This window comes from Klebsiella terrigena, from assembly GCF_012029655.1.
In the GTDB taxonomy this organism is placed as follows: domain Bacteria; phylum Pseudomonadota; class Gammaproteobacteria; order Enterobacterales; family Enterobacteriaceae; genus Klebsiella; species Klebsiella terrigena.
Window position 1 is genome coordinate 5517850 of the sequence record NZ_CP050508.1, and the last position, 22394, is coordinate 5540243.

Below are 22394 nucleotides of genomic sequence, written 5' to 3' on the forward strand. Positions count from 1 at the left end.
GAGACGACTTATGGCTTATCAATCGCAAGACATTATTCGTCGTTCCGCGACTAACGGTTTCACCCCCGCGCCTCAGGCGCGGGACCACCAGCAGGAGGTGGCGAAGCTTATCGACGTCACCACCTGCATCGGCTGTAAAGCCTGTCAGGTGGCCTGTTCGGAGTGGAACGATATCCGTGATGAGGTCGGTCACAACGTCGGCGTGTACGACAACCCGGCCGATCTAACCGCCAAATCCTGGACGGTAATGCGCTTCTCTGAAGTGGAGCAAAACGACAGGCTGGAGTGGTTAATTCGTAAGGATGGCTGCATGCACTGCGCCGATCCGGGCTGCCTGAAGGCGTGCCCGGCAGAAGGCGCTATCATTCAGTATGCTAACGGTATCGTTGATTTCCAGTCCGAGCAGTGCATCGGCTGCGGCTACTGCATTGCCGGCTGTCCGTTCGACGTGCCGCGCCTGAACCCGGAAGACAACCGCGTCTACAAGTGCACGCTGTGCGTCGATCGCGTCAACGTCGGCCAGGAGCCGGCCTGTGTGAAAACCTGCCCGACCGGCGCTATCCACTTTGGCTCCAAAGAGGATATGAAAGTGCTGGCAGGCGAGCGCGTCGCCGAGCTGAAAACCCGCGGTTATGACAACGCGGGCCTGTACGATCCGGCCGGCGTCGGCGGCACGCACGTGATGTACGTCCTGCATCATGCCGACAAGCCGAATCTGTACCACGGCCTGCCGGAAAACCCGGAAATCAGCGCCACCGTGAAGTTCTGGAAAGGCATCTGGAAACCGCTCGCGGCGGTGGGCTTTGCCGCGACCTTCGCAGCCAGCATCTTCCACTACGTCGGCGTCGGTCCGAACCGTGCGGAAGAGGAAGAAGACAACCTGCATGAAGAGAATGACGAGGTGCGCAAATGAAAAGACGTGACACCATCGTGCGCTACACGGCGCCGGAGCGAATCAACCACTGGGTGACCGCCTTCTGCTTTATGCTGGCGGCCATCAGCGGGCTGGGGTTCTTTTTCCCCTCCTTCAACTGGCTGATGCAGATCATGGGCACCCCGCAGCTGGCGCGAATTCTGCACCCGTTTGTCGGGGTTATCATGTTTGCCTCGTTCATCATCATGTTTTTCCGCTACTGGCATCACAACCTAATCAATCGGGATGATATCTTTTGGGCGAAGAATATTCGTAAGATCGTCGTCAACGAGGAGGTAGGTGACACCGGGCGCTATAACTTCGGCCAGAAATGCGTATTCTGGGCGGCGATTATTTTCCTGGTTCTGCTGCTGATAAGCGGCGTGATCATCTGGCGTCCGTATTTTGCGCCTGCGTTCTCAATCCCGGTGATCCGATTTGCGCTAATGCTGCATTCATTTGCCGCAGTGGCGTTAATTGTGGTTATCATGGTGCATATCTACGCCGCCCTGTGGGTGAAAGGCACTATTACCGCGATGGTGGAAGGTTGGGTTACCAAATCATGGGCGAAGAAACATCACCCACGCTGGTATCGCGAAGTCCGCCAGAAACAGGAAAAAAAGACTGAATGAGTATTCGCATAATCCCGCAAGATGAGCTGGGTTCGAGCGAGAAACGCACGGCGGAATATATTCCGCCGCTACTGTTCCCCAGGCTAAAAAATCTTTATAACCGGCGCGCCGAGCGCCTACGCAAGCTGGCGGAGAGCAACCCGCTGGGCGACTATCTGCGCTTTGCCGCGCTGATCGCCCACGCCCAGGAAGTGGTGCTGTATGACCATCCGCTGCAGATGGATTTGACGGCCCGCCTCAAAGAGGCGAATGCCCAGGGCAAACCGCCGCTGGATATTCACGTTCTGCCGCGCGATAAGCACTGGCACAAGCTGCTGCATTCGCTTATCGCCGAGCTGAAGCCGGAAATGAGCGGCCCGGCGCTGGCGGTCATCGAAAACCTGGAAAAAGCGTCCGAACAGGAGCTTGAGCTGATGGCGAACGCGCTTTTCGCCTCCGACTTTGCTTTGGTCAGCAGCGATAAGGCCCCGTTTATCTGGGCCGCGCTGTCGCTCTACTGGGCGCAGATGGCGAGCCTGATCCCCGGTAAAGCCCACGCCGAGTACGGTGAACAGCGTCAGCACTGCCCGGTTTGCGGCTCAATGCCGGTCTCCAGCATGGTGCAAATCGGTACCACTCAGGGGCTGCGCTACCTGCACTGCAATCTGTGCGAAACCGAATGGCACGTCGTGCGCGTGAAGTGCAGCAACTGCGAACAGAGCCGCGATTTGAACTACTGGTCGCTGGACAACGAGCAGGCGGCGATCAAGGCTGAAAGCTGCGGCGACTGCGGGACCTACCTGAAGATTATGTATCAGGAAAAAGATCCCAACGTTGAAGCCGTCGCTGACGATCTTGCCTCGCTGGTGCTGGACGCCCATATGGAGCAGGAAGGTTTTGCCCGCAGCTCCATCAACCCGTTTATGTTCCCGGGTGAAGGCGAATAAAAAGTAGTTGATGGCCGGGTAACCCAGGTTGCCCGGCCAGCCATCAGGCCGCACAGGCCGAAGCCTCACCGACGTTATCCGCGCCCTTTTGTACGCCATTTCCCCGCTCCAGCCGCAAAAAATCCCGTGTTCATCCGCCATAAACCAGGCTATAAAGCTGTATATCCATACAGAAAAAAGGATTGAGAGATGACGCTGGAAAAAGGCATTAACCGCCTGGTGGATGAGTTTATCGCGGCGGGCCGCCCCTCTTCGCGGGAGCAGAATATTGATGACCGGAGAGCGGGCTACGTGGCAAGCGTGGTGCTGGCCGGCGCGCCTGAAACCCGCGTGCAGGTCGAGGATATCGCCTTAGAAGGCATGACCTTTCGCGTGGTATCGCCGCTTGATGCCGAGGGCGCGCTGCCCACCGTTATTTACTATCACGGCGGCTGTTTTATCAGCGGCGGATTCGCTACCCACGATCGACAGCTTCGACAGCTGGCGTATGAGAGCCGCTGCCGGGTCATCGCCGTGCAGTACCGGCTGGCGCCTGAACATACCTTCCCTGCCGCACATGACGATGCGCAGCGCGGCGCCGAAATTATCCACCGCCACGCCGGGCGGCTGGGGGTCGATACCGCACGCATAACGCTTGCCGGAGACAGCGCCGGCGGCCATCTTGCCCTGGTTACCGCCCTGCGCCTGAAAGCCGCGGCAGAGTGGCAGCCCGCGCAGCTAATCCTGATTTACCCGATGCTGGACGCCACCGCCCGCTCGGCAAGCTACGTCAGCAACGGCGAAGATTACATCATCACCCGGGATACGCTGCTGAGCGGCTACGAGATCTATCTCTCGTCGACCGACGCTTCCCACCCGGAGGCGAGCCCGCTGTGGCGAGAAGACTTCAGTGGCCTGCCGCCGGTGCATATTATTACCGCAGAGTACGACCCGCTGCGTGATGAAGGTGAGGCGCTATATCGCCGGCTGCTCGAGCAGAACGTCGAGTGCAGCGCTCAGCGCTATCTTGGCGTTATTCACGGCTTCTTTCAGCTTGCGGGGATAAGCCCGGCGGCGCGGGGTGCTATGCGGGATATCGCCTGGCGAAGCGGTTCACCAGGCGCCGCATAAGGCAGGAGAGGCGGGCTACTCTTCTTCGTTGCCGCCCTCTTCGTACGAGCCAAACGGCTTCGCGGGCAGAACGATATAAATGCCTTCAAAAACGGCACCCAGGTTCTCATCGCCAAACAGCTCAACCTGCAGCTGTACCCGCGCCTTTCGGCCGCGAGCGAGGCGGTCAAGATCGCCGCTTAAGGAGCCGAGGTCCGCCACCGCGCTCGGGCGGCCGCTGATCGGCTGGCTGTAGCGGATATGCGCGTCGGCGAGGATAATCGTTCCGCCGAGGTGCCGCTCGCGCAGCATCAGCCAAATAAGCCCCCAGCCGGTGAGAGTTGCCTGGGAAAAGAGGCTCCCGGCAAACAGCGTGTGGTGCGGATTCTGGTTGCCGGCTTCCGGCATGGTGGTGATGAATTTTTTCCCGGTGTACTGCTGAATACGCACGCCCATTTTTTCGCTGAGCGGAATGTGCTGATACCAGGCCTGCTGCAGCTGTCCGCACCAGTCGCCGCGGTGAAGAATGTCGTCCAGCGAGGCAATCGGCTTGATCATCAGGAAGTGGCGGATAGGCGTGGTGGTTGGCGTGGTTATCTCGCCCTGGTTAACGAACCCCAGCTTGGCGAAGAAATCCACCGCGTCCTCGCGGGCGCTGCAGGTTACGCGCTTCACCCCTTCCTGACGCGCCACCGACTCCAGGGTCATCGCCATTAAGGTCCCGAGCCCTTTATCCTGAACGGAAGGGTGCACCGCCATAAAGCGAATAGAGGCTTCATTTTCGGCGTTCACGTACAGCCGCCCTACGGCGACCAAATTTCCGTCCTCATCGACCACCATCTGGTGATGCGCCATGGCATCCCAGGCATCGCGTTCCGACCCTTTTGGCTGATGCAGCGGCTTACGCAGCATCTCCCAGCGGAACTGATAGTAGCTCTCTAACTCTTCTTCTGTTTGCGGTACACGAAGGTGATACATAGCTGTACTCTCTTTTGTTACCCGCAGCCGGCCCGGAAGCTGACTCATACCTGTAACCAGAAGGTGACAGGGCCATCATTGACCAGCGAGACCTGCATATCCGCAGCGAATCTCCCGGTCTGTGTGTGCATTTCCTGTTGGCGGCAGCGCGCGACGAAATAGTCGTACAGCGCCTCAGCGACATCAGGCGCGGCGCCTTTTGAGAAGCCCGGGCGCATGCCGCGCTCGGTATCCGCCGCCAGCGTAAACTGGGAAACTACCAGCACGCTGCCACCAGCCTGCTGGACGTTAAGATTCATTTTGCCTTCCGCATCGCTAAAGATGCGGTAGCCGAGCACGCGTTCACAGAGGCGGTTCGCCTTCTGCTCATCGTCATCTTTCTCGACCCCTAGCAGCACCAGAAGCCCCGGGCCGATTTCGCCCGTCACCTCGCCCTCCACGGTAACGCTTGCACGGGATACGCGTTGAATTAATGCAATCATGGTTGTTCTGTTTCTTCTTTTTTTAGTTTGCGGTATTCCCCGAGAGTGACAGTAATTTCAGCCCCAAGCAAGACGATACACCACGTCCAGTACACCCAAACAAACAAAAGGGGCACCACGGCTATGACGCCATAAATCAGCTGGTACGACGGAAAGGCGGTGATATACAGGGCAAACGCTTTTTTACCGGCCTCAAACAGCAGCGCGGCCACCAGCGAACCAATCAGCGCGTCGCGGTTTCGCACCTGCGCCGTCGGGACAATGCTGTAAAGCAGCCAAAACGCCGCCCAGGATAGAATCAGCGGGAAGATGCGCAGCACGTCATCAATGACGCTATTGAGGTCGCTGGCCCAGCGCAGCGACAGCAGGTATGAGCTGATCGCCAGGCTGGCCCCCGCCAGTAAGGGTCCGAGGGTAAGGATCATCCAGTAGACCGCAAAAGAGTAAATTTTTGGCCGGGCGCGCGGGCTGCGCCAGATGGTATTCAGCGCGCTATCTATCGAATACATCAGCAGCAGCGACGTCACGATCAGCCCGCAGGCGCCCACCGCCGTCATTCGGCTGGAGTTCGCGACAAACTGCTCGATATAGCGCTGAATGACGTCCCCCGTCGCCGGGATAAAGTTGGCAAAGATGAAGTGGCGTATCTGCCCGCTCACTTCAGAAAACATGGGAAAGGCGGAGAAAAGCGCGAACACCACGGCAATCAGCGGCACCAGCGCGAGTAACGACACGTAGGCAAGATTCCCTGCCAGCGTCGTCATATTATCTTCATCAATCCGGTGCCACAGCAGCTTTAGCCAGGCCAGCAGCGGACGGCAGCGATGCTTTGCTTTTTGATGAACGGTTTTTAACATAATCATTGCGCAAAGTAGTCGGGGATAGTCTCCTTTCCGGTCACCAAAATACTGGTTATTCCCAGCCGGTTCGCACCGGCGATATTCTCGGCATTATCGTCAAAGAAGACCGTATCGGCAGCGGAAAATCCCTCCTGCTGCAGAACGCTTTGGTAGATCCGCTCCTCGGGCTTACGCATCCCCATCTCCTGCGAAAGATAGATACGGTCGGCCGCGGCGCGCACCTGCGGATATTCATCTGGCCAGAAAGTGGTGTGCAGGCGGTTGGTATTCGACAGCACGACGACGCGGTGTCCCTGCTCGCGTAGCTTGTGCATAATCGCGATGACCTCCGGACGCAGCGCCACAAACACGGCCTGCCAGCCGTGGGAAAACTGCTCATAGCTCAGCGCCATATTCATCTCATGGCACATCGCTTCAGCGAAGGCTTCATCGCTGATTTCACCGCGCTCGTGCTGGCGAAACGCCTCACCCATGGTGAAGTGCTGCTTCAGCGTCGCCAGCGGAATGCGGCTTAAATCACTCCACGTCCCGAGTACCCGGTTGAAGTCGATGTCGACAATCACATTACCTAAATCAAAGATATAGAGCATGGCCCTCTCCTTTTGCACCGTGGAAAATTAACTGTAGCGGGAAAGGCGAGGTTTGACTATGAGGTGGGGGCTTTGGAGACAAAAAAGAAACCCCGCCATTAAGGCGGGGTTTAGATATCAACGGACGGCGAGAATTAGTCTTCTTTCGAACCGCGCATAGCGCGTTTACGATCGTTCTCGGTCAGGTGACGTTTACGAATACGTACGGAAGCAGGGGTAACTTCTACCAGTTCGTCGTCATCGATGAACTCGAGAGCTTGCTCCAGAGACATCTTGATCGGCGGAACCAGAACCGTTGCTTCGTCAGTACCGGACGCACGCATGTTGGTCAGTTTCTTACCGGTCAGGCAGTTTACAGTCAGGTCGTTAGAACGACTGTGAATACCGATGATCTGGCCTTCGTAAACTTCAGCACCGTGGCCCAGGAACAGCTTGCCGCGGTCCTGCAGGCTGAACAGTGCGAACGCAACTGCTTTACCCTGACCGTTGGAGATCAGTACGCCGTTCTGACGCTGGCCAACATCGCCCGCACGAATATCATCGTAGTGGCTGAAGGTGGAGTACAGCAGACCGGTACCGGAGGTCATGGTCATGAACTCAGAACGGAAGCCAATCAGGCCACGGCTTGGGATCACGTAGTCGAGACGTACGCGGCCCTTGCCATCTGGATTCATGTTTTTCAGGTCGCCTTTACGCTCACCCAGAGCCTGCATCACGGAACCCTGATGCTGCTCTTCAACGTCCAGCGTAACGTTTTCAAACGGCTCTTGTTTGCGGCCGTCGATTTCGCGGAAGATAACTTTCGGACGGGAAACCGCCATTTCGAAACCTTCACGACGCATGTTCTCGATAAGAACGGACAGGTGCAGTTCGCCACGGCCAGAAACGCGGAATGCGTCCGCATCCGGAGTCTCTTCAACGCGCAGCGCTACGTTGTGTACCAGCTCTTTGTTCAGGCGATCGAGGATCTGGCGAGAAGTAACGTACTTACCTTCTTTACCACAGAACGGAGAGGTGTTAACGCAGAAGAACATAGAAACGGTCGGTTCATCAACGGACAGCGGCGGCAGCGCTTCGACGTTCTGCGGATCGCAGATGGTGTCGGAGATGTTCAGCTCGCCCAGACCGGTGATTGCGATGATATCGCCAGCTTCCGCGACGTCAGTCTCGATACGTTCCAGACCGAGGTGGCCCAGGACTTTACCGACTTTACCGTTACGGGTTTTGCCTTCGCTATCAATCAGAGTGACCTGCTGGTTCGGCTTCACTTTACCGCGCTTGATGCGACCGATGCCGATTACGCCAACGTAGTTGTTGTAATCAAGCTGGGAGATCTGCATCTGCAGCGGGCCATCACTATCAACGTCCGGAGCCGGTACGCGATCGATGATGGTCTGATACAGCGGAGTCATGTCTTCAGCCATATCTTCGTGGTCCAGACCCGCGATACCGTTCAGCGCAGATGCGTAAACGATAGGGAAGTCCAGCTGCTCATCAGTTGCGTCGAGGTTAACGAACAGATCGAAGACCTGATCGACAACCCAGTCAGGGCGTGCGCCCGGACGGTCAACTTTGTTGATGACCACGATCGGCTTCAGGCCGTGGGCAAAGGCTTTCTTGGTGACGAAGCGCGTTTGCGGCATCGGACCGTCAAAGGCATCAACCACCAGCAGCACAGAATCAACCATGGACATAACACGCTCAACTTCACCTCCGAAGTCGGCGTGCCCAGGGGTATCAACGATGTTGATACGGTAATCATTCCATTTGATTGCGGTGTTTTTCGCGAGGATGGTAATCCCACGCTCTTTCTCCAAATCGTTGGAGTCCATCACACGCTCTTGTGTTTCGGCACGTGCATCGAACGTACCGGATTGCTGGAGCAGCTTGTCAACCAGGGTAGTTTTACCATGGTCAACGTGCGCGATGATGGCGATGTTACGCAGATTTTCGATCACAAACTTTGCCTCAGGCATTAGAAATAGCGCGTTATTGTACACGTAATAAGCGAAGGACTGAACAGGATCACAAACATCCTCCGCAAACAAGTATTGCAGAGTTTCTTTGTGATCGCTTTCACGGAGCGATAAAAGGGCACCGTAACAAAAACTGCACCAAAATGGTGCTCAATGTTCACACTGAAGCACTACTTTGGTGCATTATTCCTATCATGGTGCAGTTCTTTTGCACTATGGTGCGCATGATACAGCGTTTTGCATAGCATTTAAAAGTTGGCACAGATTTCGCTTTATCTATTTTAAGGCAACAACGCCACTTTAAGTAGTAAAAAAGTTTTCGTTACCACGACGACAATGACCAATCCGGGAGAGTTTAAGTATGTCCGCTGAACACGTTTTGACGATGCTGAACGAGCACGAAGTGAAGTTTGTCGATTTGCGCTTCACCGATACCAAAGGTAAAGAACAGCACGTCACAATTCCTTCTCATCAGGTTAATGCCGAATTCTTCGAAGAAGGCAAAATGTTTGATGGCTCCTCGATTGGTGGCTGGAAAGGTATTAACGAATCTGACATGGTTCTGATGCCGGATGCGACCACCGCGCTGATCGACCCGTTCTTCGAAGAACCGACGCTGATCATTCGCTGCGATATCCTGGAACCAGGCACCCTGCAGGGCTACGACCGTGACCCGCGCTCCATCGCTAAACGCGCTGAAGAGTACCTGCGTTCTACCGGCCTGGCAGATACCGTACTCTTCGGGCCAGAGCCAGAGTTCTTCCTGTTTGACGACATCCGCTTTGGTGCTTCTATCTCCGGTTCCCACGTGGCTATCGACGATATCGAAGGCGCATGGAACTCCTCCACCAAATACGAAGGTGGCAACAAAGGTCACCGTCCTGGCGTGAAAGGCGGTTACTTCCCGGTTCCACCGGTTGACTCCTCTCAGGACATCCGCTCTACCATGTGTATGATCATGGAAGAGATGGGCCTGGTTGTTGAAGCTCACCACCACGAAGTCGCCACTGCTGGTCAGAACGAAATCGCTACCCGCTTCAACACCATGACCAAAAAAGCGGACGAAATTCAGATCTACAAATACGTTGTGCACAACGTTGCTCACCGCTTTGGTAAAACTGCGACCTTTATGCCAAAACCAATGTTTGGCGATAACGGTTCCGGCATGCACTGCCACATGTCCCTGTCCAAGAACGGCGTAAACCTGTTCTCTGGTGACAAATATGCTGGCCTGTCAGAGCAAGCGCTGTTCTACATCGGCGGCGTAATCAAACACGCTAAAGCGATTAACGCCCTGGCTAACCCGACCACCAACTCCTACAAGCGTCTGGTCCCGGGTTACGAAGCACCGGTTATGCTGGCTTACTCTGCCCGTAACCGTTCTGCCTCTATCCGTATTCCGGTGGTCACCTCTCCGAAAGCGCGTCGTATCGAAGTGCGCTTCCCGGACCCGGCTGCCAACCCGTACCTGTGCTTCGCTGCGCTGCTGATGGCTGGTCTTGACGGTATCAAGAACAAAATCCATCCGGGCGAAGCCATGGACAAAAACCTGTATGACCTGCCGCCGGAAGAAGCGAAAGAGATCCCACAGGTTGCTGGCTCTCTGGAAGAAGCACTGAACGCGCTGGACGCTGACCGTGAGTTCCTGACCGCGGGTGGCGTATTCACCAACGACGCTATCGATGCCTACATCGCCCTGCGTATTGAAGAAAACGACCGCGTACGCATGACTCCGCACCCGGTTGAGTTCGAGCTGTACTACAGCGTCTAATTTTGCTGTAAATCCTCGGTATTCCGTGTTGTGGCGTGGGATACCAGGGATATTTTGTTGCCGTGGAAACTTTCAGCCCATCTCAGGATGGGCTTTTTTCTCCACCAACATGCTGATCTTATGCGCTTTTTACTTATAAAAAGCTATACTGCACTAAAATAGTGCACTCTTTTCAGGAGACTGTCAGATGGCAACAGGCACTCAGCCCGATGCTGGGCAGATCCTTAACTCTTTAATCAACAGCATCTTATTGGTCGATGATGACCTGGCGGTGCACTACGCGAACCCGGCGGCGCAGCAGCTGCTGGCCCAAAGTTCACGCAAGCTGTACGGCACGCCACTCCCCGAGCTGTTGAGCTACTTTTCGCTGAATATCGGTCTGATGCAGGAGAGCCTGCAGGCGGGCCAGGGCTTTACCGACAACGAAGTCACCCTGGTGATCGATGGCCGCTCGCATATCCTGTCATTAACCGCACAGCGCCTGCCTGAAGGGCAAATCCTGCTGGAAATGGCCCCCATGGATAACCAGCGGCGTCTGAGCCAGGAGCAGCTGCAGCACGCGCAGCAAATCGCGGCGCGTGATTTAGTCCGCGGTCTGGCCCACGAGATTAAAAATCCGTTGGGCGGCCTGCGGGGTGCGGCGCAGCTGCTGAGCAAGGCGTTACCCGATCCGGCGCTGATGGAATACACCAACGTCATCATTGAGCAGGCCGACCGCTTGAGAAACCTGGTCGATCGCCTGCTGGGACCGCAGCACCCCGGAATGCACGTCACCGAAAGCATCCATAAAGTCGCAGAGCGGGTGGTGAAGCTGGTGTCGATGGAGCTGCCGGACAACGTCAAGCTTATCCGTGATTACGACCCTAGCCTGCCGGAGCTGGCGCACGATCCGGACCAAATTGAACAGGTCCTGCTGAATATCGTACGCAATGCGCTGCAGGCGCTGGGGCCAGAAGGCGGAGAAATTATTCTGCGCACCCGTACCGCCTTCCAGCTGACGCTGCATGGCGTACGCTACCGTCTCGCCGCACGCATTGATGTGGAAGACAACGGCCCGGGAATTCCGTCCCATTTACAGGATACGCTTTTTTATCCCATGGTCAGCGGTCGCGAAGGCGGTACCGGTCTGGGGCTTTCCATTGCCCGCAGTCTTATCGATCGACACTCCGGCAAAATTGAATTTACCAGTTGGCCAGGGCATACCGAATTCTCGGTATTCCTGCCTATTCGGAAGTAGAGGTGTTTATGCAACGAGGGATAGCCTGGATCGTTGATGACGATAGCTCCATCCGTTGGGTGCTTGAACGCGCGCTCACCGGGGCAGGCTTGAGTTGTACAACGTTTGAAAGCGGCAACGAGGTGCTTGATGCACTCACCACCAAAACCCCGGATGTACTGCTGTCTGATATTCGGATGCCGGGGATGGATGGGCTCGCGCTGCTGAAACAAATTAAGCAACGCCATCCGATGCTTCCGGTCATCATAATGACCGCGCATTCGGATCTGGATGCGGCAGTTAGCGCCTATCAGCAGGGTGCCTTTGATTATCTGCCGAAACCTTTTGATATTGATGAAGCCGTGGCGCTGGTTGACCGCGCTATCAGCCACTATCAGGAGCAGCAGCAGCCGAGAAATGCGCCGATAAACAGCCCAACGGCCGATATAATCGGTGAAGCGCCGGCGATGCAGGATGTTTTTCGCATTATCGGCCGCCTGTCGCGCTCTTCTATTAGCGTGCTGATCAACGGTGAATCCGGTACCGGTAAAGAGCTGGTCGCTCACGCTCTGCATCGCCATAGTCCGCGGGCGAAGGCGCCGTTTATCGCGCTGAATATGGCCGCGATCCCAAAAGACCTGATCGAGTCCGAGCTGTTCGGTCACGAGAAAGGGGCGTTTACCGGCGCCAACACCGTACGCCAGGGCCGCTTTGAGCAGGCCGATGGCGGCACGCTGTTTCTCGATGAAATTGGCGATATGCCGCTGGACGTGCAGACGCGCCTGCTGCGCGTGCTGGCCGACGGTCAGTTCTATCGCGTTGGCGGCTATGCGCCGGTGAAGGTGGACGTCAGGATCATTGCCGCGACCCACCAAAACCTCGAGCAGCGCGTCCAGGAGGGTAAATTCCGTGAGGACCTGTTCCACCGTCTGAACGTGATTCGCGTCCATCTGCCGCCGCTGCGCGAGCGTCGGGAGGATATCCCGCGTCTGGCTCGCCACTTCCTGCAGGTTGCGGCGCGCGAGCTGGGCGTTGAAGCTAAGCTGCTGCATCCGGAAACAGAAACGGCGCTCACCCGCCTGGCCTGGCCCGGCAACGTGCGTCAGCTCGAAAATACCTGCCGCTGGCTGACGGTGATGGCCGCCGGTCAGGAGGTGCTGACCCAGGATCTTCCCAGCGAGCTGTTTGAAACCTCGGTACCGGACAGCCCCACGCATATGCAGCCGGATAGCTGGGCGACGCTGCTGGGACAGTGGGCCGATCGCGCCCTGCGATCCGGTCATCAAAACCTGCTCTCTGAGGCTCAGCCGGAAATGGAGCGGACGCTGCTGACCACCGCCCTGCGCCATACGCAGGGACACAAGCAGGAGGCTGCGCGCCTGCTGGGATGGGGACGAAACACGCTTACCCGCAAGCTGAAAGAGTTGGGAATGGAATAACGCTGTTCGCGCTGGCCGCTCGGCCAGCCGCTTCATCGCCCCGGTAACCCTGCGTCGCCGGGGTTTTGCTTAAATAACCCGTGAGAACTGCTGCATCCGCGCTTTCTGGCGCAGATAGGTATCAAAACACATGCAGATGTTGCGGATCAGCAGGCGGCCTTTCGGCGTGACCTGAATCCCCTTTTCATCGACGTCCACCAGCCCATCTTTCGCCAGCGGTGCGAGCAGCTGCAAATCTTCGGCAAAATAGTGCTGGCAATCGATATCCCATAAGGCGGTGACGGCAGCAAAATCGAGACGGAAATTACAGATCAGCGATTTGATGACGTCCCGGCGTATGCAGTCATCGCGGGTCAGCGCAATACCGCGCCACAGGGCGTTCCCGGTTTCATCAACCTGCTGATAGTAGTGCTTCAGCTCTTTCTGGTTCTGCGCGTAGCAGTCGCCAATCATGCTGATCGCAGAAACGCCCATCCCCAGCAGGTCGGTGTCGCCCTGGGTGGTGTAGCCCTGAAAGTTGCGATGCAGCACGCCTTCACGCTGAGCAATCGCCAGCTCGTCATCCGGGCGCGCAAAATGATCCATGCCGATAAACTGGTAGCCGGCATCGGTGAGCGAGCCAATCGTCTCCTGCAGGATATCCAGCTTCTGTTCCGCCGTAGGCAGGTCCGCATCTTTGATTTTACGCTGCGCGGCAAAGAGCGTGGGCAGATGCGCATAGTTAAATACGCTCAGGCGATCGGGGTTGAGTTCGGCCACCTTCTGCAGCGTAAAGGCAAAACTTTCCGGCGTTTGCTTCGGCAGGCCATAAATCAGATCGATATTGGTAGAGGTAAACCCAATATCACGCGCATGGTTGAGCAGAGCAAAGATAAAGTCTTCATCCTGCTCGCGGTTAACCAGACGCTGCACCTCTTTATTGAAGTCCTGCACGCCCATACTCAGGCGATTGAAGCCCTCAGCGCGCAGGTGGTCAAGCACGTCCAGCTCAATTTCCCGCGGATCGACTTCAATTGAAATCTCGGCATCGGCAATAAAACTGAAGTGGGTGCGCAGCAAATTCATCAGCCGGCTGATTTGTTCTTTATTCAGATAGGTTGGCGTTCCGCCGCCCCAGTGCAGCTGGTGGACCTGGCGTTCGCTAAACAGCGGGGCCCGATGAATAATCTCCTGCTCGAGCACGTCCAGGTACTGGTCGGCCTTATGCTGCTGGCGGGTCACAATTTTATTGCAGCCGCAGAAATAGCAGAGCTTATGGCAAAACGGGATATGCACGTACAGCGATAGCGGGCGCTGCGGATAGCGGGCCACCGCCTCGTCGAACTCAGCGGCGCCAAATTCGGGAGAAAACTCCAGCGCGGTGGGGTACGAGGTATAACGCGGCCCGGAATAGTTATATTTTTGGATCAGGGACAGATCCCAGTCGATTAACTGCACAGACATGCTCACTCCTTCCGATGGTGCCGCCGACGGGTACGCCGCCCCGGCCCAACCGCACTTCGGGTAATGAGCCGGTTGCGCAGCCATTTCTGACGCCGCGACAACCGTCGTAGTTTAGCGAATAACCACAGCAGATAACACATAACCAGAAGGGTTATAAGCAGGACCGGGAATCCGACTGAGTGCAAACGTTAGTTTCCACCCTTCAGCAGGCGCATCATATCTTCCTTGCGCTCTTCTTCTTCCTCATCTTCGTCATCGTCGTAGGAGAGGCCGAGCTGCTGCATAAGCTCATCAATGCGATCGAGCTTGGCATCAACCCAGGTCTGCTCTTCAGCATTCAGGGAACCACCCTCTTCCAGACGTTCCAGCAGCGCGTCCAGGCGCTCATCGTTTTCCAGCAAATCCAGCTCAGCCTGCGGTGAAAGCATAGGTTTCTCGCTCTTCGGTTTGTGCTGCTTAGTAGCCGGGGTGCTCTCGGTCACGCCCAGCGGAATCGGTTTCTTGCTACCAATACGCGGATCTTGCTGCTGACCTGTTTTTTTGCCAGCCGAAGAGGCTTCGCCGCCGGTGGCACGACTTCCTGCCGTATGACCGCGATGCTTCTTCTGACGCTTGCGATCGCGGGATTCCTGATTCATTTCTTCACGCGTCTTACGCTGTGTTTTACCACGGGATACAGATGTCGGTTTTTTCATGATGTGTAATCTTCAGATCGTTTTCTTCAGTATAGAATTGAGGCGGAATCTAGCAGAAAGCAAGCAAAGAAAAAAGGCGACAGATTACTCTGTCGCCTTTTTCCTCACGAACAACCCTTAAAGGGTTTCCACTTTCCCTGTTAGCTAACGACAAACCCTGTCTTTCCCTTAGCTAATAACGTTCCTTGTTACATCCCTTTCCCTTTGAAAACGTCTCCAGACGCTGGTCATCCTGACAATCCCTGGTCTTCGCCTCCTGGCGCTCCCTGACCGCTCATCCTGAGCCCTGTTCCTGTTGGCATCCTCGCCTTGACCACTACTTTACCGGGTTAAAGGAATCCTACAACCAGGTAGCGAGCAAAAAGGCAATTTTCAGAATTTTCTCCAAGGCATAATGCATTGATAAATAATGATTTTAACCATTAACTCACCACGCTTGTTCATGGATTTCCCATACCACGAATGGTCAATGTCGCACAAAGCATAGGGTTTTCACCTACAGCCGTCTTAATTTGAGGGGTGCGGTAAAAACAGCCTTTTTCTGCTGTTCAGGTATAATCCCCGCCATAGCCTTATTTAACGGAGACGACAGTCTTGACCAACTGGAACTATCAACAGACGCATTTTGTCACCAGCGCACCGGATATCCGCCATCTTCCTTCCGATACCGGAATCGAAGTGGCGTTTGCCGGCCGCTCAAATGCCGGGAAATCCAGCGCCCTGAATACGCTGACTAATCAGAAAAGCCTGGCGCGTACCTCAAAAACGCCGGGACGTACCCAGCTGATTAACCTGTTCGAAGTTGCCGACGGTAAACGCCTGGTCGATTTACCGGGCTACGGCTACGCTCAGGTCCCCGAGGAGATGAAGATCAAATGGCAGCGGGCGCTGGGTGAATACCTCGAAAAACGCCTGTGTCTGAAAGGGCTGGTTATTTTGATGGATATTCGCCATCCGCTGAAAGACCTCGACCAGCAGATGATCGAATGGGCCGTAGAAAGCGATATCCAGGTGCTGGTGCTGCTGACTAAGTCCGATAAGCTGGCCAGCGGAGCCCGTAAAGCGCAGCTCAATATGGTGCGTGAGGCGGTACTCGCCTTTAACGGTGATGTGCAGGTTGAGGCGTTCTCTTCGCTGAAGAAATCAGGCGTCGATAAGCTGCGGCAGAAGCTCGATAGCTGGTTTAACGAAATCCCTCCTCAGGAAGAGATCGAAGACGGGGAGTAATCTCCGCCAGACTCCCCGGATAACGGCGCGCAGCGCCTTATTCGGGCGACAAAATCAGGCCAGCTCCCACCACTCCGGTCGCTAAAAACTTTTCTTTCGCGCAATAAAAAACGCCCCGGTCATAAATGACCGGGGCGGCTAAAATATTCAGCCAAATCCGATTACGTGAAGTAAAAGGTCTGAAAGATAGAACATCTTACCTCTGTACCCTACGTCATTAACTCTACTCTTCTTTCAGTTAGGGAGAAAGCACTTTTTGTAGTTTTTTTTCACTCTTTACATAGCAAATTCGAATGATCGTCACAAAACTCTATAAGTTATGTTGCTTACTTACAGAAAAACGCTCTCTCCACGAAATACTTAGTGCGCTTGATCCCAGTTTTCTCCGCTACCCACTTCCACCAGCAGCGGAACCGCCAGCGTGGTGCTGTTTTCCATTAATTCATGGACCTTTTTCGCCACGCTCTCGAGGTCATCTTTATGCACTTCAAAGACCAGTTCATCGTGCACCTGCATGATCATTCGCACCCGCGGCTTCTCGGTCAGCAGCCACTCATCAACGGCAATCATTGCCCGCTTAATGATATCCGCCGCCGTCCCCTGCATTGGCGCGTTGATTGCCGCTCGCTCAGCGCCTGCACGACGTGCGCCGTTGCTGGATTTGATGTCCGGGAGATAGAGCCGACGACCGTCCAGGGTTTCAACATATCCCTGCTCTTTCGCCTGCGCGCGGGTGCGCTCCATATAATCCAGCACGCCCGGATAGCGCTCGAAGTAGAGATCCATATACTTTTGCGCTTCTCTGCGCGGAATATTGAGCTGGCGCGCGAGGCCGAATGCGCTCATGCCGTAGATCAAACCAAAGTTGATCGCTTTAGCGCTACGACGCTGCTCGCTGCTGACGCTCTCCAGCGGCAGGCTAAAGACCTCAGCCGCCGTCGCCCGGTGGATATCTTTCCCTTCAGCAAAAGCGGTCAGCAGGCCATTATCACGAGATAAATGGGCCATGATGCGCAGTTCAATCTGCGAGTAGTCGGCAGAGACGATGAGATAATCCTGCGGCGCGATAAACGCCTGACGAATGCGTCGCCCTTCCTCGTTACGCACCGGTATATTTTGCAGGTTAGGGTCCGTTGAAGAGAGTCGCCCGGTAGCGGTAACGGCCTGATGGTATGAGGTATGGACCCGGCCGGTTTTGGGGTTAATCATCAGCGGCAGCTTATCGGTATACGTCGACTTCAGCTTGGCTAGCCCACGGTACTCAAGAATCACCTTCGGCAGCGGATAGTCCAGCGCCAGCTCTTCCAGCACCTCTTCCGAAGTCGATGGCGCGCCGCCCGGGGTTTTCTTCAGCGGTTTAATGCCCTGCTTTTCAAACAAAATCGTTTGCAGCTGCTTCGGTGAGGAGAGATTGAACTCTTCTCCGGCGATCTCATAGGCCTTCTGCTCCAGCTCAACCAGGCGCTTAGCGATCTCCTGAGAATGGGCGTGCAGCACCGCCGGATCAATTTTAACCCCGTTGCGCTCAACGCGGGATAGCACCGGGACCAGCGGCATCTCGATGTTTTTAAATACGTGCAGCGGCCCTTCGTGCTGCTGCAGCTTCGGCCACATCTTCAGGTGCAGCTGCAGAGTAACGTCGGCATCTTCAGCCGCATAGCGGCCCGCTTCTTCCAACGCAATCTGGTTAAACGTAAGCTGATTCTTTCCTTTGCCGGCAATCTCTTCAAAGGTGATGGTTTTATGCTGAAGCCAGCGATCGGAGAGGCTGTCCATGTCATGACGCCCCGCCACGCTATCAAGGATGTAGGACTCCAGCATCGTATCGAAGGCAATGCCGCGGAGCTCAATGCCATAGTTCGCCAAAATCCCGCGGTCGTACTTCAGGTTTTGCCCAACTTTAAGGAGGCTATTATCTTCCAGCAGCGGCTTGAGCAGCTCAAGCACGCGATCGCGCGGGATCTGATCCGGCGCATCGAGATAATCATGCGCAACCGGCACATAGGCCGCAACGCCGGGTTCGATAGCGAACGACAGGCCGACCATGTTGGCCGAGATGTTATCCAGGCTGTCCGTTTCCGTATCGAAAGAAAACAGCGGCGCTTTTTTGAGCTTCTCAATCCACGCCGTTAACGTCTCTTCATCAAGAATGGTGACGTAGTTTTCGGCAGACAGCGTTGCCGCAGCTTCAACAACCTCTTCTTCAGCCACCGCCGCTTGCGCCGGTTTTGCCGCAGGCTTGCTCCCTTTTGCCTGCATCCATTTGCCGGACTCCACGTCGGTTATCCAGCGCTTGAATTCATACTTTTTGAACAGCGTCAGCAGATCGTCCGCCGCCGGTTCCAGAACCAGCAGCTCTTCGCAGCTCAGATCCAGCTCCACGTCTGTTTTAATGGTCGCCAGCTGATAGGAGAGGTAGGCCACCTCTTTATTCTGCTCGAGCTTCGCCGCCATTGTTTTGGCGCCACGGAAGCTCAGGCCAGCGATTTTTTCCGCTTCGGCATACAGCGTATCAAGGCCACCCAATCCCTGTAGCAGGGCCTGAGCGGTTTTCTCTCCGACTCCCGGAACGCCCGGAATGTTATCCGAGGAGTCGCCCATCAGGGCGAGGAAATCGATGATCAGCTCTGGCGGAACGCCGTACTTCGTCACCACTTCATCCGGGCCGAGGATCGTATTGGTCATGGTGTTAATCAGAGTGATACCCGGAGTGACCAGCTGGGCCATGTCCTTATCGCCGGTACTGATCAATACCGGGCGACCCGCTTTTTCGGCCTCACGCGCCAGGGTGCCAATCACATCGTCAGCCTCCACGCCCGGTACCGCCATCAGCGGCAGGCCCATCGCTTTCACCATCGTGTGCAGCGGCTCAATCTGCGCGCGCAGATCGTCGGGCATCGGCGGGCGGTGGGATTTGTAGTGCTCAAACAGTTCGTCACGGAAAGTTTTCCCTTTGGCATCAAACACCACCACGGCATGGGTGGGCTGGTACTGCAGGATCAGGCTTCGCAGCATATTCAGCACGCCATACATTGCGCCAGTCGGCTCGCCAGCGCTGTTGGTCAGCGGCGGGAATGCGTGATACGCGCGGTAAAGGTAAGAGGAGCCGTCAACGAGGATGAGAGGGTTTTCAGGGATCTGAACCATAATTTCCGTGCCTGTTTATCAGATTATGGATAAAGGATGCCACAGACAGGCATGAAAACCTGAATTTTTCCCACATTTCGCCGAAAAGATTCATCGATCCGGTCGATCCTGCGGCACAGCTATCTGTGGATAAGTTTGTGCATAGTTTTAGGCCGGTAGCCATCGTGTATGAAAAAAAGCGCGTTTCATTATAATTAGTTTTTATTTATCATGTGGTTATATATAGATTATTGATTTAAAGCCGTCACGATGACTCAATGCTCCATGTGGATATAAGATCCGCCTGTTTTTCTATTCTCGTTAGACCCGTCATTTGCTGCGTTTTCTGATAAAATCAGGCTCTTGCGCTGTTTAATCGCGCTCTTTCTCAGCCTAACTTTCTGAATAAAATAACTATGTCGAGATTACTCGCAGCGATAACGCTTCCTCTTAGTATCGCTCTTACCATCCTGGTCACCATTATTTGTTCCGTACCGATTATTATCGCCGGAGTGATTAAACTGCTGGTGCCGATCCCTGCGGTATGGCGCGCTATCTCTCATTTTTGTAATTTCATGATGTACTGCTGGTGCGAAGGGCTGGCGCTGCTGCTGTACCTCAACCCGGGGCTGAAGTGGGACGTGCAGGGTCTTGAAGGGCTGAATAAAAAGAACTGGTATCTGCTCATTAGCAATCATCACAGCTGGGCAGATATCGTGGTGCTCTGCGTGCTGTTCCGCAAGCATATACCGATGAACAAATACTTCCTCAAGCAGCAGTTAGCCTGGGTGCCTTTTATCGGTCTTGCCTGCTGGGCGCTGGATATGCCCTTTATGCGCCGCTACTCGCGAGGCTATCTCATTCGCCATCCGGAGCGCCGCGGCAAAGATGTGGCAACGACCCGTCGTTCCTGCGAGAAATTCCGCGCTTATCCAACGACCATCGTTAACTTTGTAGAAGGGTCACGTTTCACCGAGGAGAAACAGCACCAGACTCGTTCGCCTTATAGCAACTTATTGCCACCAAAGGCGGCAGGCGTTGCGATGGCTCTGAACGTACTGGGCAGTCAGTTCGATAAGCTGCTGGACGTGACATTATGCTATCCGCAGAATAACCGGCGCCCCTTTTACGACATGCTTAGCGGCCGCCTCACGCGAATTGTGGTCCGCGTTAATCTGATGCCCGTCGCTGAAGAGCTGTACGGTGATTACGTGAATGATAAGAACTTTAAACGTCGCTTTCAGCGCTGGCTGAACGAGTTATGGCAAGAAAAAGACGCCCGGCTGACGGAAATGCTACAACGGCAGGAAAAGTAACTTTATTGAGCCCGAAAACAACAACGCCGGTCAGTGACCGGCGTTATTTTTTTATTTCTTCTCAACCAGCTGCTTAACGGTATCAGCATACTGGGCGACAAATGCGTCCATATTGCTGGTATCCATCCCCTGCGGGTTCAGCTGATACTTACCATTAACATACATCGCCGGTACGCCCTGCAGCTGCAGGTCAGCCGCGGCTTTTTCCTGCTGGGCAACCAGAGATTTCACCACGAAGCTGTTCCAGGCCGCATCGTAATCTTCACCCTTCACGCCAGCATCAACGAAGACTTTACGAATATCGGCAACGGTCTGCACGGTTTGTGTTTTCTGCACCGCCTCAAACATCGGAACGGTGATCCGATCTTCAACGCCCAGCGCCATGGCCACCGCCCACGCCTGAGTTAAATCTTTGCCCAGCGGGCCAAGGAACTCAACGTGGTACTTCGTCATTTTGACGCCTTCCGGCAGCTTTTTCTTCACGTTGTCAGAAACGTGCAGCACTTCTTCAAACTGATAGCAGTGCGGGCAGTAGAACGAGAAGAATTCGAGCACCTGCGGCTCGCCGGCAACCGGCTTCTCGAGGGTAATGTACTGCTTGCCGTCGGTTATCTGGGCAGCGGATGCACTAAAAGCCAGAATCATACCAGCCAGCGCCAGCCAAATTTTTTTCATTTTTAACTCTCTCCTGGAAATATCAGATTAATACATTGGCGTTAACTGAAGAGGGGGTTCCTGTAGAACCTTCACCTGCTCAAGAAAAGTTTTGGTCTGCCCGCGCCAGTAGTCTTCCCCGGTAAGCCATGGGAAGTTGATAGGGAAGGCAGGATCGTCCCAGCGTCGGAGCAACCACGCAAGGTAGTAGACTAAGCGCATCGCGCGTAACGGTTCGATGAGGGCAATTTCGTCGGTGTTAAACGGGCTGAACTCTTCATAAGCTTCAACGATCGTCTCCAGCTGCATGCGCTGTTCGGCTTTATCACCGTTCAGCAGCATCCAGAGATCCTGAATAGCGGGGCCGTTGCGGGCATCATCCAGATCGACAAAAAGCGGGCCATCGCGCCAGAGGATATTTCCGGCATGGCAGTCACCGTGCAGGCGCAGGATCTTAGCGCCGCCGTCCCACTTCGCCGTGACCGCCTCGATCAGCTTATCAGCCGCAGCGAGAAAACGCTTCTTCAGGCCGGCCGGTATCAGCGTTGAGTGCTCAAATACCGCGCGCGGTTCGAGTAAATATTCCTTAATGCCGATCTCTGGTCGGGCAACAAAGAGCTGCTTGCGCCCGGTTTGATGCAGGCGGCCAAGAAAACGCCCTACCCATTCCATCTGATCAAGGTTATCCGCTTCAAACTGACGCCCGCCCAGGCTTGGGAAAACGGCAAAGAAGAAGCCCTGGTGTTGATGAAGCGAGCGATCGTTGAAGAGCAACGGCGCGGCGACGGGCACCTCATCCTGCTCTAGCTGGAAGGTAAACTGGTGTTCTTCGAGGATCTGTTCGGCAGACCAACGCTCAGGACGATAGAACTTCACCACATAGCGGCGGCGATCTTCGTCCTGAAACTGGTAAACGCGGTTTTCATAGCTATTTAGCGGGGTGAGACCTGAGTCTACCCGCATCCCCAGATCAAACAGGCCATCGATGATGGTATCCGGGTGAAGCGTCTGAAAATTGAAAGCCTTATCGTGCATCCTGACATCCGATAATCGTACGAATA

Annotated in this window: 20 protein-coding genes; 9 read left to right on the forward strand and 11 right to left on the reverse strand. The window is 55.2% G+C overall.

The features are described 5' to 3' along the window. Window positions 1–10 precede the first annotated feature (10 nt). The 4 genes from fdxH to HCK03_RS25865 all read left to right on the forward strand — a co-directional run bounded on the left by fdxH (window position 11) and on the right by HCK03_RS25865 (window position 3581). Window positions 11–913: a formate dehydrogenase subunit beta gene (gene fdxH, locus HCK03_RS25850; RefSeq protein WP_041143395.1), complete on the forward strand. Its 903-nt coding sequence runs from the start codon at window positions 11–13 to the stop codon at window positions 911–913. Beyond that, window positions 910–1545: a formate dehydrogenase cytochrome b556 subunit gene (fdoI, locus tag HCK03_RS25855; RefSeq protein WP_041143394.1), complete on the forward strand. Its 636-nt coding sequence runs from the start codon at window positions 910–912 to the stop codon at window positions 1543–1545. Before fdxH ends, fdoI begins: the two co-directional genes overlap by 4 nt. After that, complete coding sequence (gene fdhE / locus HCK03_RS25860; RefSeq protein WP_041143393.1) at window positions 1542–2471, forward strand: formate dehydrogenase accessory protein FdhE; 930 nt, start codon at window positions 1542–1544, stop codon at window positions 2469–2471. The genes fdoI and fdhE overlap by 4 nt, the downstream gene beginning before the upstream one ends. Before the next feature lie 189 nt (window positions 2472–2660). Then, window positions 2661–3581 (forward strand): alpha/beta hydrolase, encoded by a 921-nt coding sequence (locus HCK03_RS25865; RefSeq protein ID WP_041143392.1) that lies wholly within the window; start codon window positions 2661–2663, stop codon window positions 3579–3581. Window positions 3582–3596: 15 nt separating this feature from the next. Here HCK03_RS25865 and fabY read toward each other — a convergent pair whose 3' ends face one another. The 5 genes from fabY to typA all read right to left on the reverse strand — a co-directional run bounded on the left by fabY (window position 3597) and on the right by typA (window position 8428). Further along, the gene (gene fabY, locus HCK03_RS25870) at window positions 3597–4538 is read right to left on the reverse strand and encodes a fatty acid biosynthesis protein FabY (protein ID WP_041143391.1); all 942 of its coding nucleotides are present in this window, start codon (window positions 4536–4538) and stop codon (window positions 3597–3599) included. Window positions 4539–4582: 44 nt separating this feature from the next. Beyond that, entirely contained in the window at window positions 4583–5020 is a 438-nt protein-coding gene (gene dtd, locus HCK03_RS25875) for a D-aminoacyl-tRNA deacylase (protein WP_041143390.1), read from the reverse strand. Further along, window positions 5017–5877, reverse strand: a complete 861-nt coding sequence (locus HCK03_RS25880) for a virulence factor BrkB family protein (RefSeq protein ID WP_041147494.1) — start codon at window positions 5875–5877, stop codon at window positions 5017–5019. The genes dtd and HCK03_RS25880 overlap by 4 nt, the downstream gene beginning before the upstream one ends. Window positions 5878–5879: 2 nt before the next feature. Further along, window positions 5880–6470 carry a glucose-1-phosphatase gene (gene yihX / locus HCK03_RS25885; RefSeq protein ID WP_041143389.1) on the reverse strand — a complete coding sequence of 197 codons (591 nt, stop codon included), beginning with the start codon at window positions 6468–6470 and terminating at the stop codon, window positions 5880–5882. A gap of 134 nt (window positions 6471–6604) precedes the next feature. Continuing rightward, entirely contained in the window at window positions 6605–8428 is a 1824-nt protein-coding gene (gene typA, locus HCK03_RS25890) for a ribosome-dependent GTPase TypA (RefSeq protein ID WP_041143388.1), read from the reverse strand. 379 nt (window positions 8429–8807) lie between these two features. On the opposite strand from typA, the gene glnA reads away from it, so the two are divergent. The 3 genes from glnA (at window position 8808) to glnG (ending at window position 12872) form a co-directional block, all read left to right on the forward strand. Further along, window positions 8808–10217, forward strand: a complete 1410-nt coding sequence (glnA, locus tag HCK03_RS25895; RefSeq protein ID WP_041143387.1) for a glutamate--ammonia ligase — start codon at window positions 8808–8810, stop codon at window positions 10215–10217. Between the two features lie 187 nt (window positions 10218–10404). Further along, window positions 10405–11454, forward strand: coding sequence for a nitrogen regulation protein NR(II) (glnL, locus tag HCK03_RS25900; protein ID WP_041143386.1), 1050 nt, complete (start codon window positions 10405–10407; stop codon window positions 11452–11454). 8 nt (window positions 11455–11462) lie between these two features. After that, on the forward strand, window positions 11463–12872 hold the full coding sequence (gene glnG, locus HCK03_RS25905) for a nitrogen regulation protein NR(I) (RefSeq protein ID WP_041143385.1): 1410 nt from the start codon (window positions 11463–11465) through the stop codon (window positions 12870–12872). A gap of 69 nt (window positions 12873–12941) precedes the next feature. On the opposite strand, the gene hemN is transcribed toward glnG, so the two are convergent. Continuing rightward, the gene (gene hemN / locus HCK03_RS25910; protein ID WP_041143384.1) at window positions 12942–14315 is read right to left on the reverse strand and encodes an oxygen-independent coproporphyrinogen III oxidase; all 1374 of its coding nucleotides are present in this window, start codon (window positions 14313–14315) and stop codon (window positions 12942–12944) included. A gap of 188 nt (window positions 14316–14503) precedes the next feature. Then, on the reverse strand, window positions 14504–15010 hold the full coding sequence (gene yihI / locus HCK03_RS25915) for a Der GTPase-activating protein YihI (RefSeq protein ID WP_041143383.1): 507 nt from the start codon (window positions 15008–15010) through the stop codon (window positions 14504–14506). Between the two features lie 594 nt (window positions 15011–15604). On the opposite strand from yihI, the gene yihA reads away from it, so the two are divergent. Then, window positions 15605–16237: a ribosome biogenesis GTP-binding protein YihA/YsxC gene (gene yihA / locus HCK03_RS25920; RefSeq protein WP_041143382.1), complete on the forward strand. Its 633-nt coding sequence runs from the start codon at window positions 15605–15607 to the stop codon at window positions 16235–16237. 147 nt (window positions 16238–16384) lie between these two features. On the opposite strand, the gene HCK03_RS26710 is transcribed toward yihA, so the two are convergent. Continuing rightward, window positions 16385–16432 (reverse strand): small protein SpfP, encoded by a 48-nt coding sequence (locus tag HCK03_RS26710; protein WP_071892919.1) that lies wholly within the window; start codon window positions 16430–16432, stop codon window positions 16385–16387. A 165-nt stretch (window positions 16433–16597) separates the two neighbouring features. Then, window positions 16598–19384, reverse strand: a complete 2787-nt coding sequence (gene polA / locus HCK03_RS25925) for a DNA polymerase I (RefSeq protein ID WP_041143381.1) — start codon at window positions 19382–19384, stop codon at window positions 16598–16600. Between the two features lie 395 nt (window positions 19385–19779). Here polA and HCK03_RS25930 point away from each other — a divergent pair, with 395 nt between their 5' ends. Next, window positions 19780–20679 (forward strand): acyltransferase, encoded by a 900-nt coding sequence (locus HCK03_RS25930; protein WP_041143380.1) that lies wholly within the window; start codon window positions 19780–19782, stop codon window positions 20677–20679. Window positions 20680–20730: 51 nt separating this feature from the next. Here the strand turns inward: HCK03_RS25930 and dsbA are convergent, their stop codons facing one another. Together dsbA and HCK03_RS25940 are read right to left on the reverse strand one after the other, a co-directional pair. Beyond that, window positions 20731–21354 carry a thiol:disulfide interchange protein DsbA gene (dsbA, locus tag HCK03_RS25935; protein WP_041143379.1) on the reverse strand — a complete coding sequence of 208 codons (624 nt, stop codon included), beginning with the start codon at window positions 21352–21354 and terminating at the stop codon, window positions 20731–20733. Between the two features lie 27 nt (window positions 21355–21381). Continuing rightward, window positions 21382–22368, reverse strand: a complete 987-nt coding sequence (locus HCK03_RS25940; RefSeq protein ID WP_041143378.1) for a serine/threonine protein kinase — start codon at window positions 22366–22368, stop codon at window positions 21382–21384. Window positions 22369–22394: the final 26 nt, after the last annotated feature.

What these genes read in the sequence shown, in the direction of transcription:
- fdxH (WP_041143395.1), top strand. Translation starts at nt 11, where the DNA reads ATGGCTTATCAATCGCAAGACATTATTCGTCGTTCCGCGACTAACGGT.
- fdoI (WP_041143394.1), top strand. Translation starts at nt 910, where the DNA reads ATGAAAAGACGTGACACCATCGTGCGCTACACGGCGCCGGAGCGAATC.
- fdhE (WP_041143393.1), top strand. Translation starts at nt 1,542, where the DNA reads ATGAGTATTCGCATAATCCCGCAAGATGAGCTGGGTTCGAGCGAGAAA.
- HCK03_RS25865 (WP_041143392.1), top strand. Translation starts at nt 2,661, where the DNA reads ATGACGCTGGAAAAAGGCATTAACCGCCTGGTGGATGAGTTTATCGCG.
- fabY (WP_041143391.1), bottom strand. Translation starts at nt 4,538, where the DNA reads ATGTATCACCTTCGTGTACCGCAAACAGAAGAAGAGTTAGAGAGCTAC.
- dtd (WP_041143390.1), bottom strand. Translation starts at nt 5,020, where the DNA reads ATGATTGCATTAATTCAACGCGTATCCCGTGCAAGCGTTACCGTGGAG.
- HCK03_RS25880 (WP_041147494.1), bottom strand. Translation starts at nt 5,877, where the DNA reads ATGTTAAAAACCGTTCATCAAAAAGCAAAGCATCGCTGCCGTCCGCTG.
- yihX (WP_041143389.1), bottom strand. Translation starts at nt 6,470, where the DNA reads ATGCTCTATATCTTTGATTTAGGTAATGTGATTGTCGACATCGACTTC.
- glnA (WP_041143387.1), top strand. Translation starts at nt 8,808, where the DNA reads ATGTCCGCTGAACACGTTTTGACGATGCTGAACGAGCACGAAGTGAAG.
- glnL (WP_041143386.1), top strand. Translation starts at nt 10,405, where the DNA reads ATGGCAACAGGCACTCAGCCCGATGCTGGGCAGATCCTTAACTCTTTA.
- glnG (WP_041143385.1), top strand. Translation starts at nt 11,463, where the DNA reads ATGCAACGAGGGATAGCCTGGATCGTTGATGACGATAGCTCCATCCGT.
- hemN (WP_041143384.1), bottom strand. Translation starts at nt 14,315, where the DNA reads ATGTCTGTGCAGTTAATCGACTGGGATCTGTCCCTGATCCAAAAATAT.
- yihI (WP_041143383.1), bottom strand. Translation starts at nt 15,010, where the DNA reads ATGAAAAAACCGACATCTGTATCCCGTGGTAAAACACAGCGTAAGACG.
- polA (WP_041143381.1), bottom strand. Translation starts at nt 19,384, where the DNA reads ATGGTTCAGATCCCTGAAAACCCTCTCATCCTCGTTGACGGCTCCTCT.
- HCK03_RS25930 (WP_041143380.1), top strand. Translation starts at nt 19,780, where the DNA reads ATGTCGAGATTACTCGCAGCGATAACGCTTCCTCTTAGTATCGCTCTT.
- dsbA (WP_041143379.1), bottom strand. Translation starts at nt 21,354, where the DNA reads ATGAAAAAAATTTGGCTGGCGCTGGCTGGTATGATTCTGGCTTTTAGT.
- HCK03_RS25940 (WP_041143378.1), bottom strand. Translation starts at nt 22,368, where the DNA reads ATGCACGATAAGGCTTTCAATTTTCAGACGCTTCACCCGGATACCATC.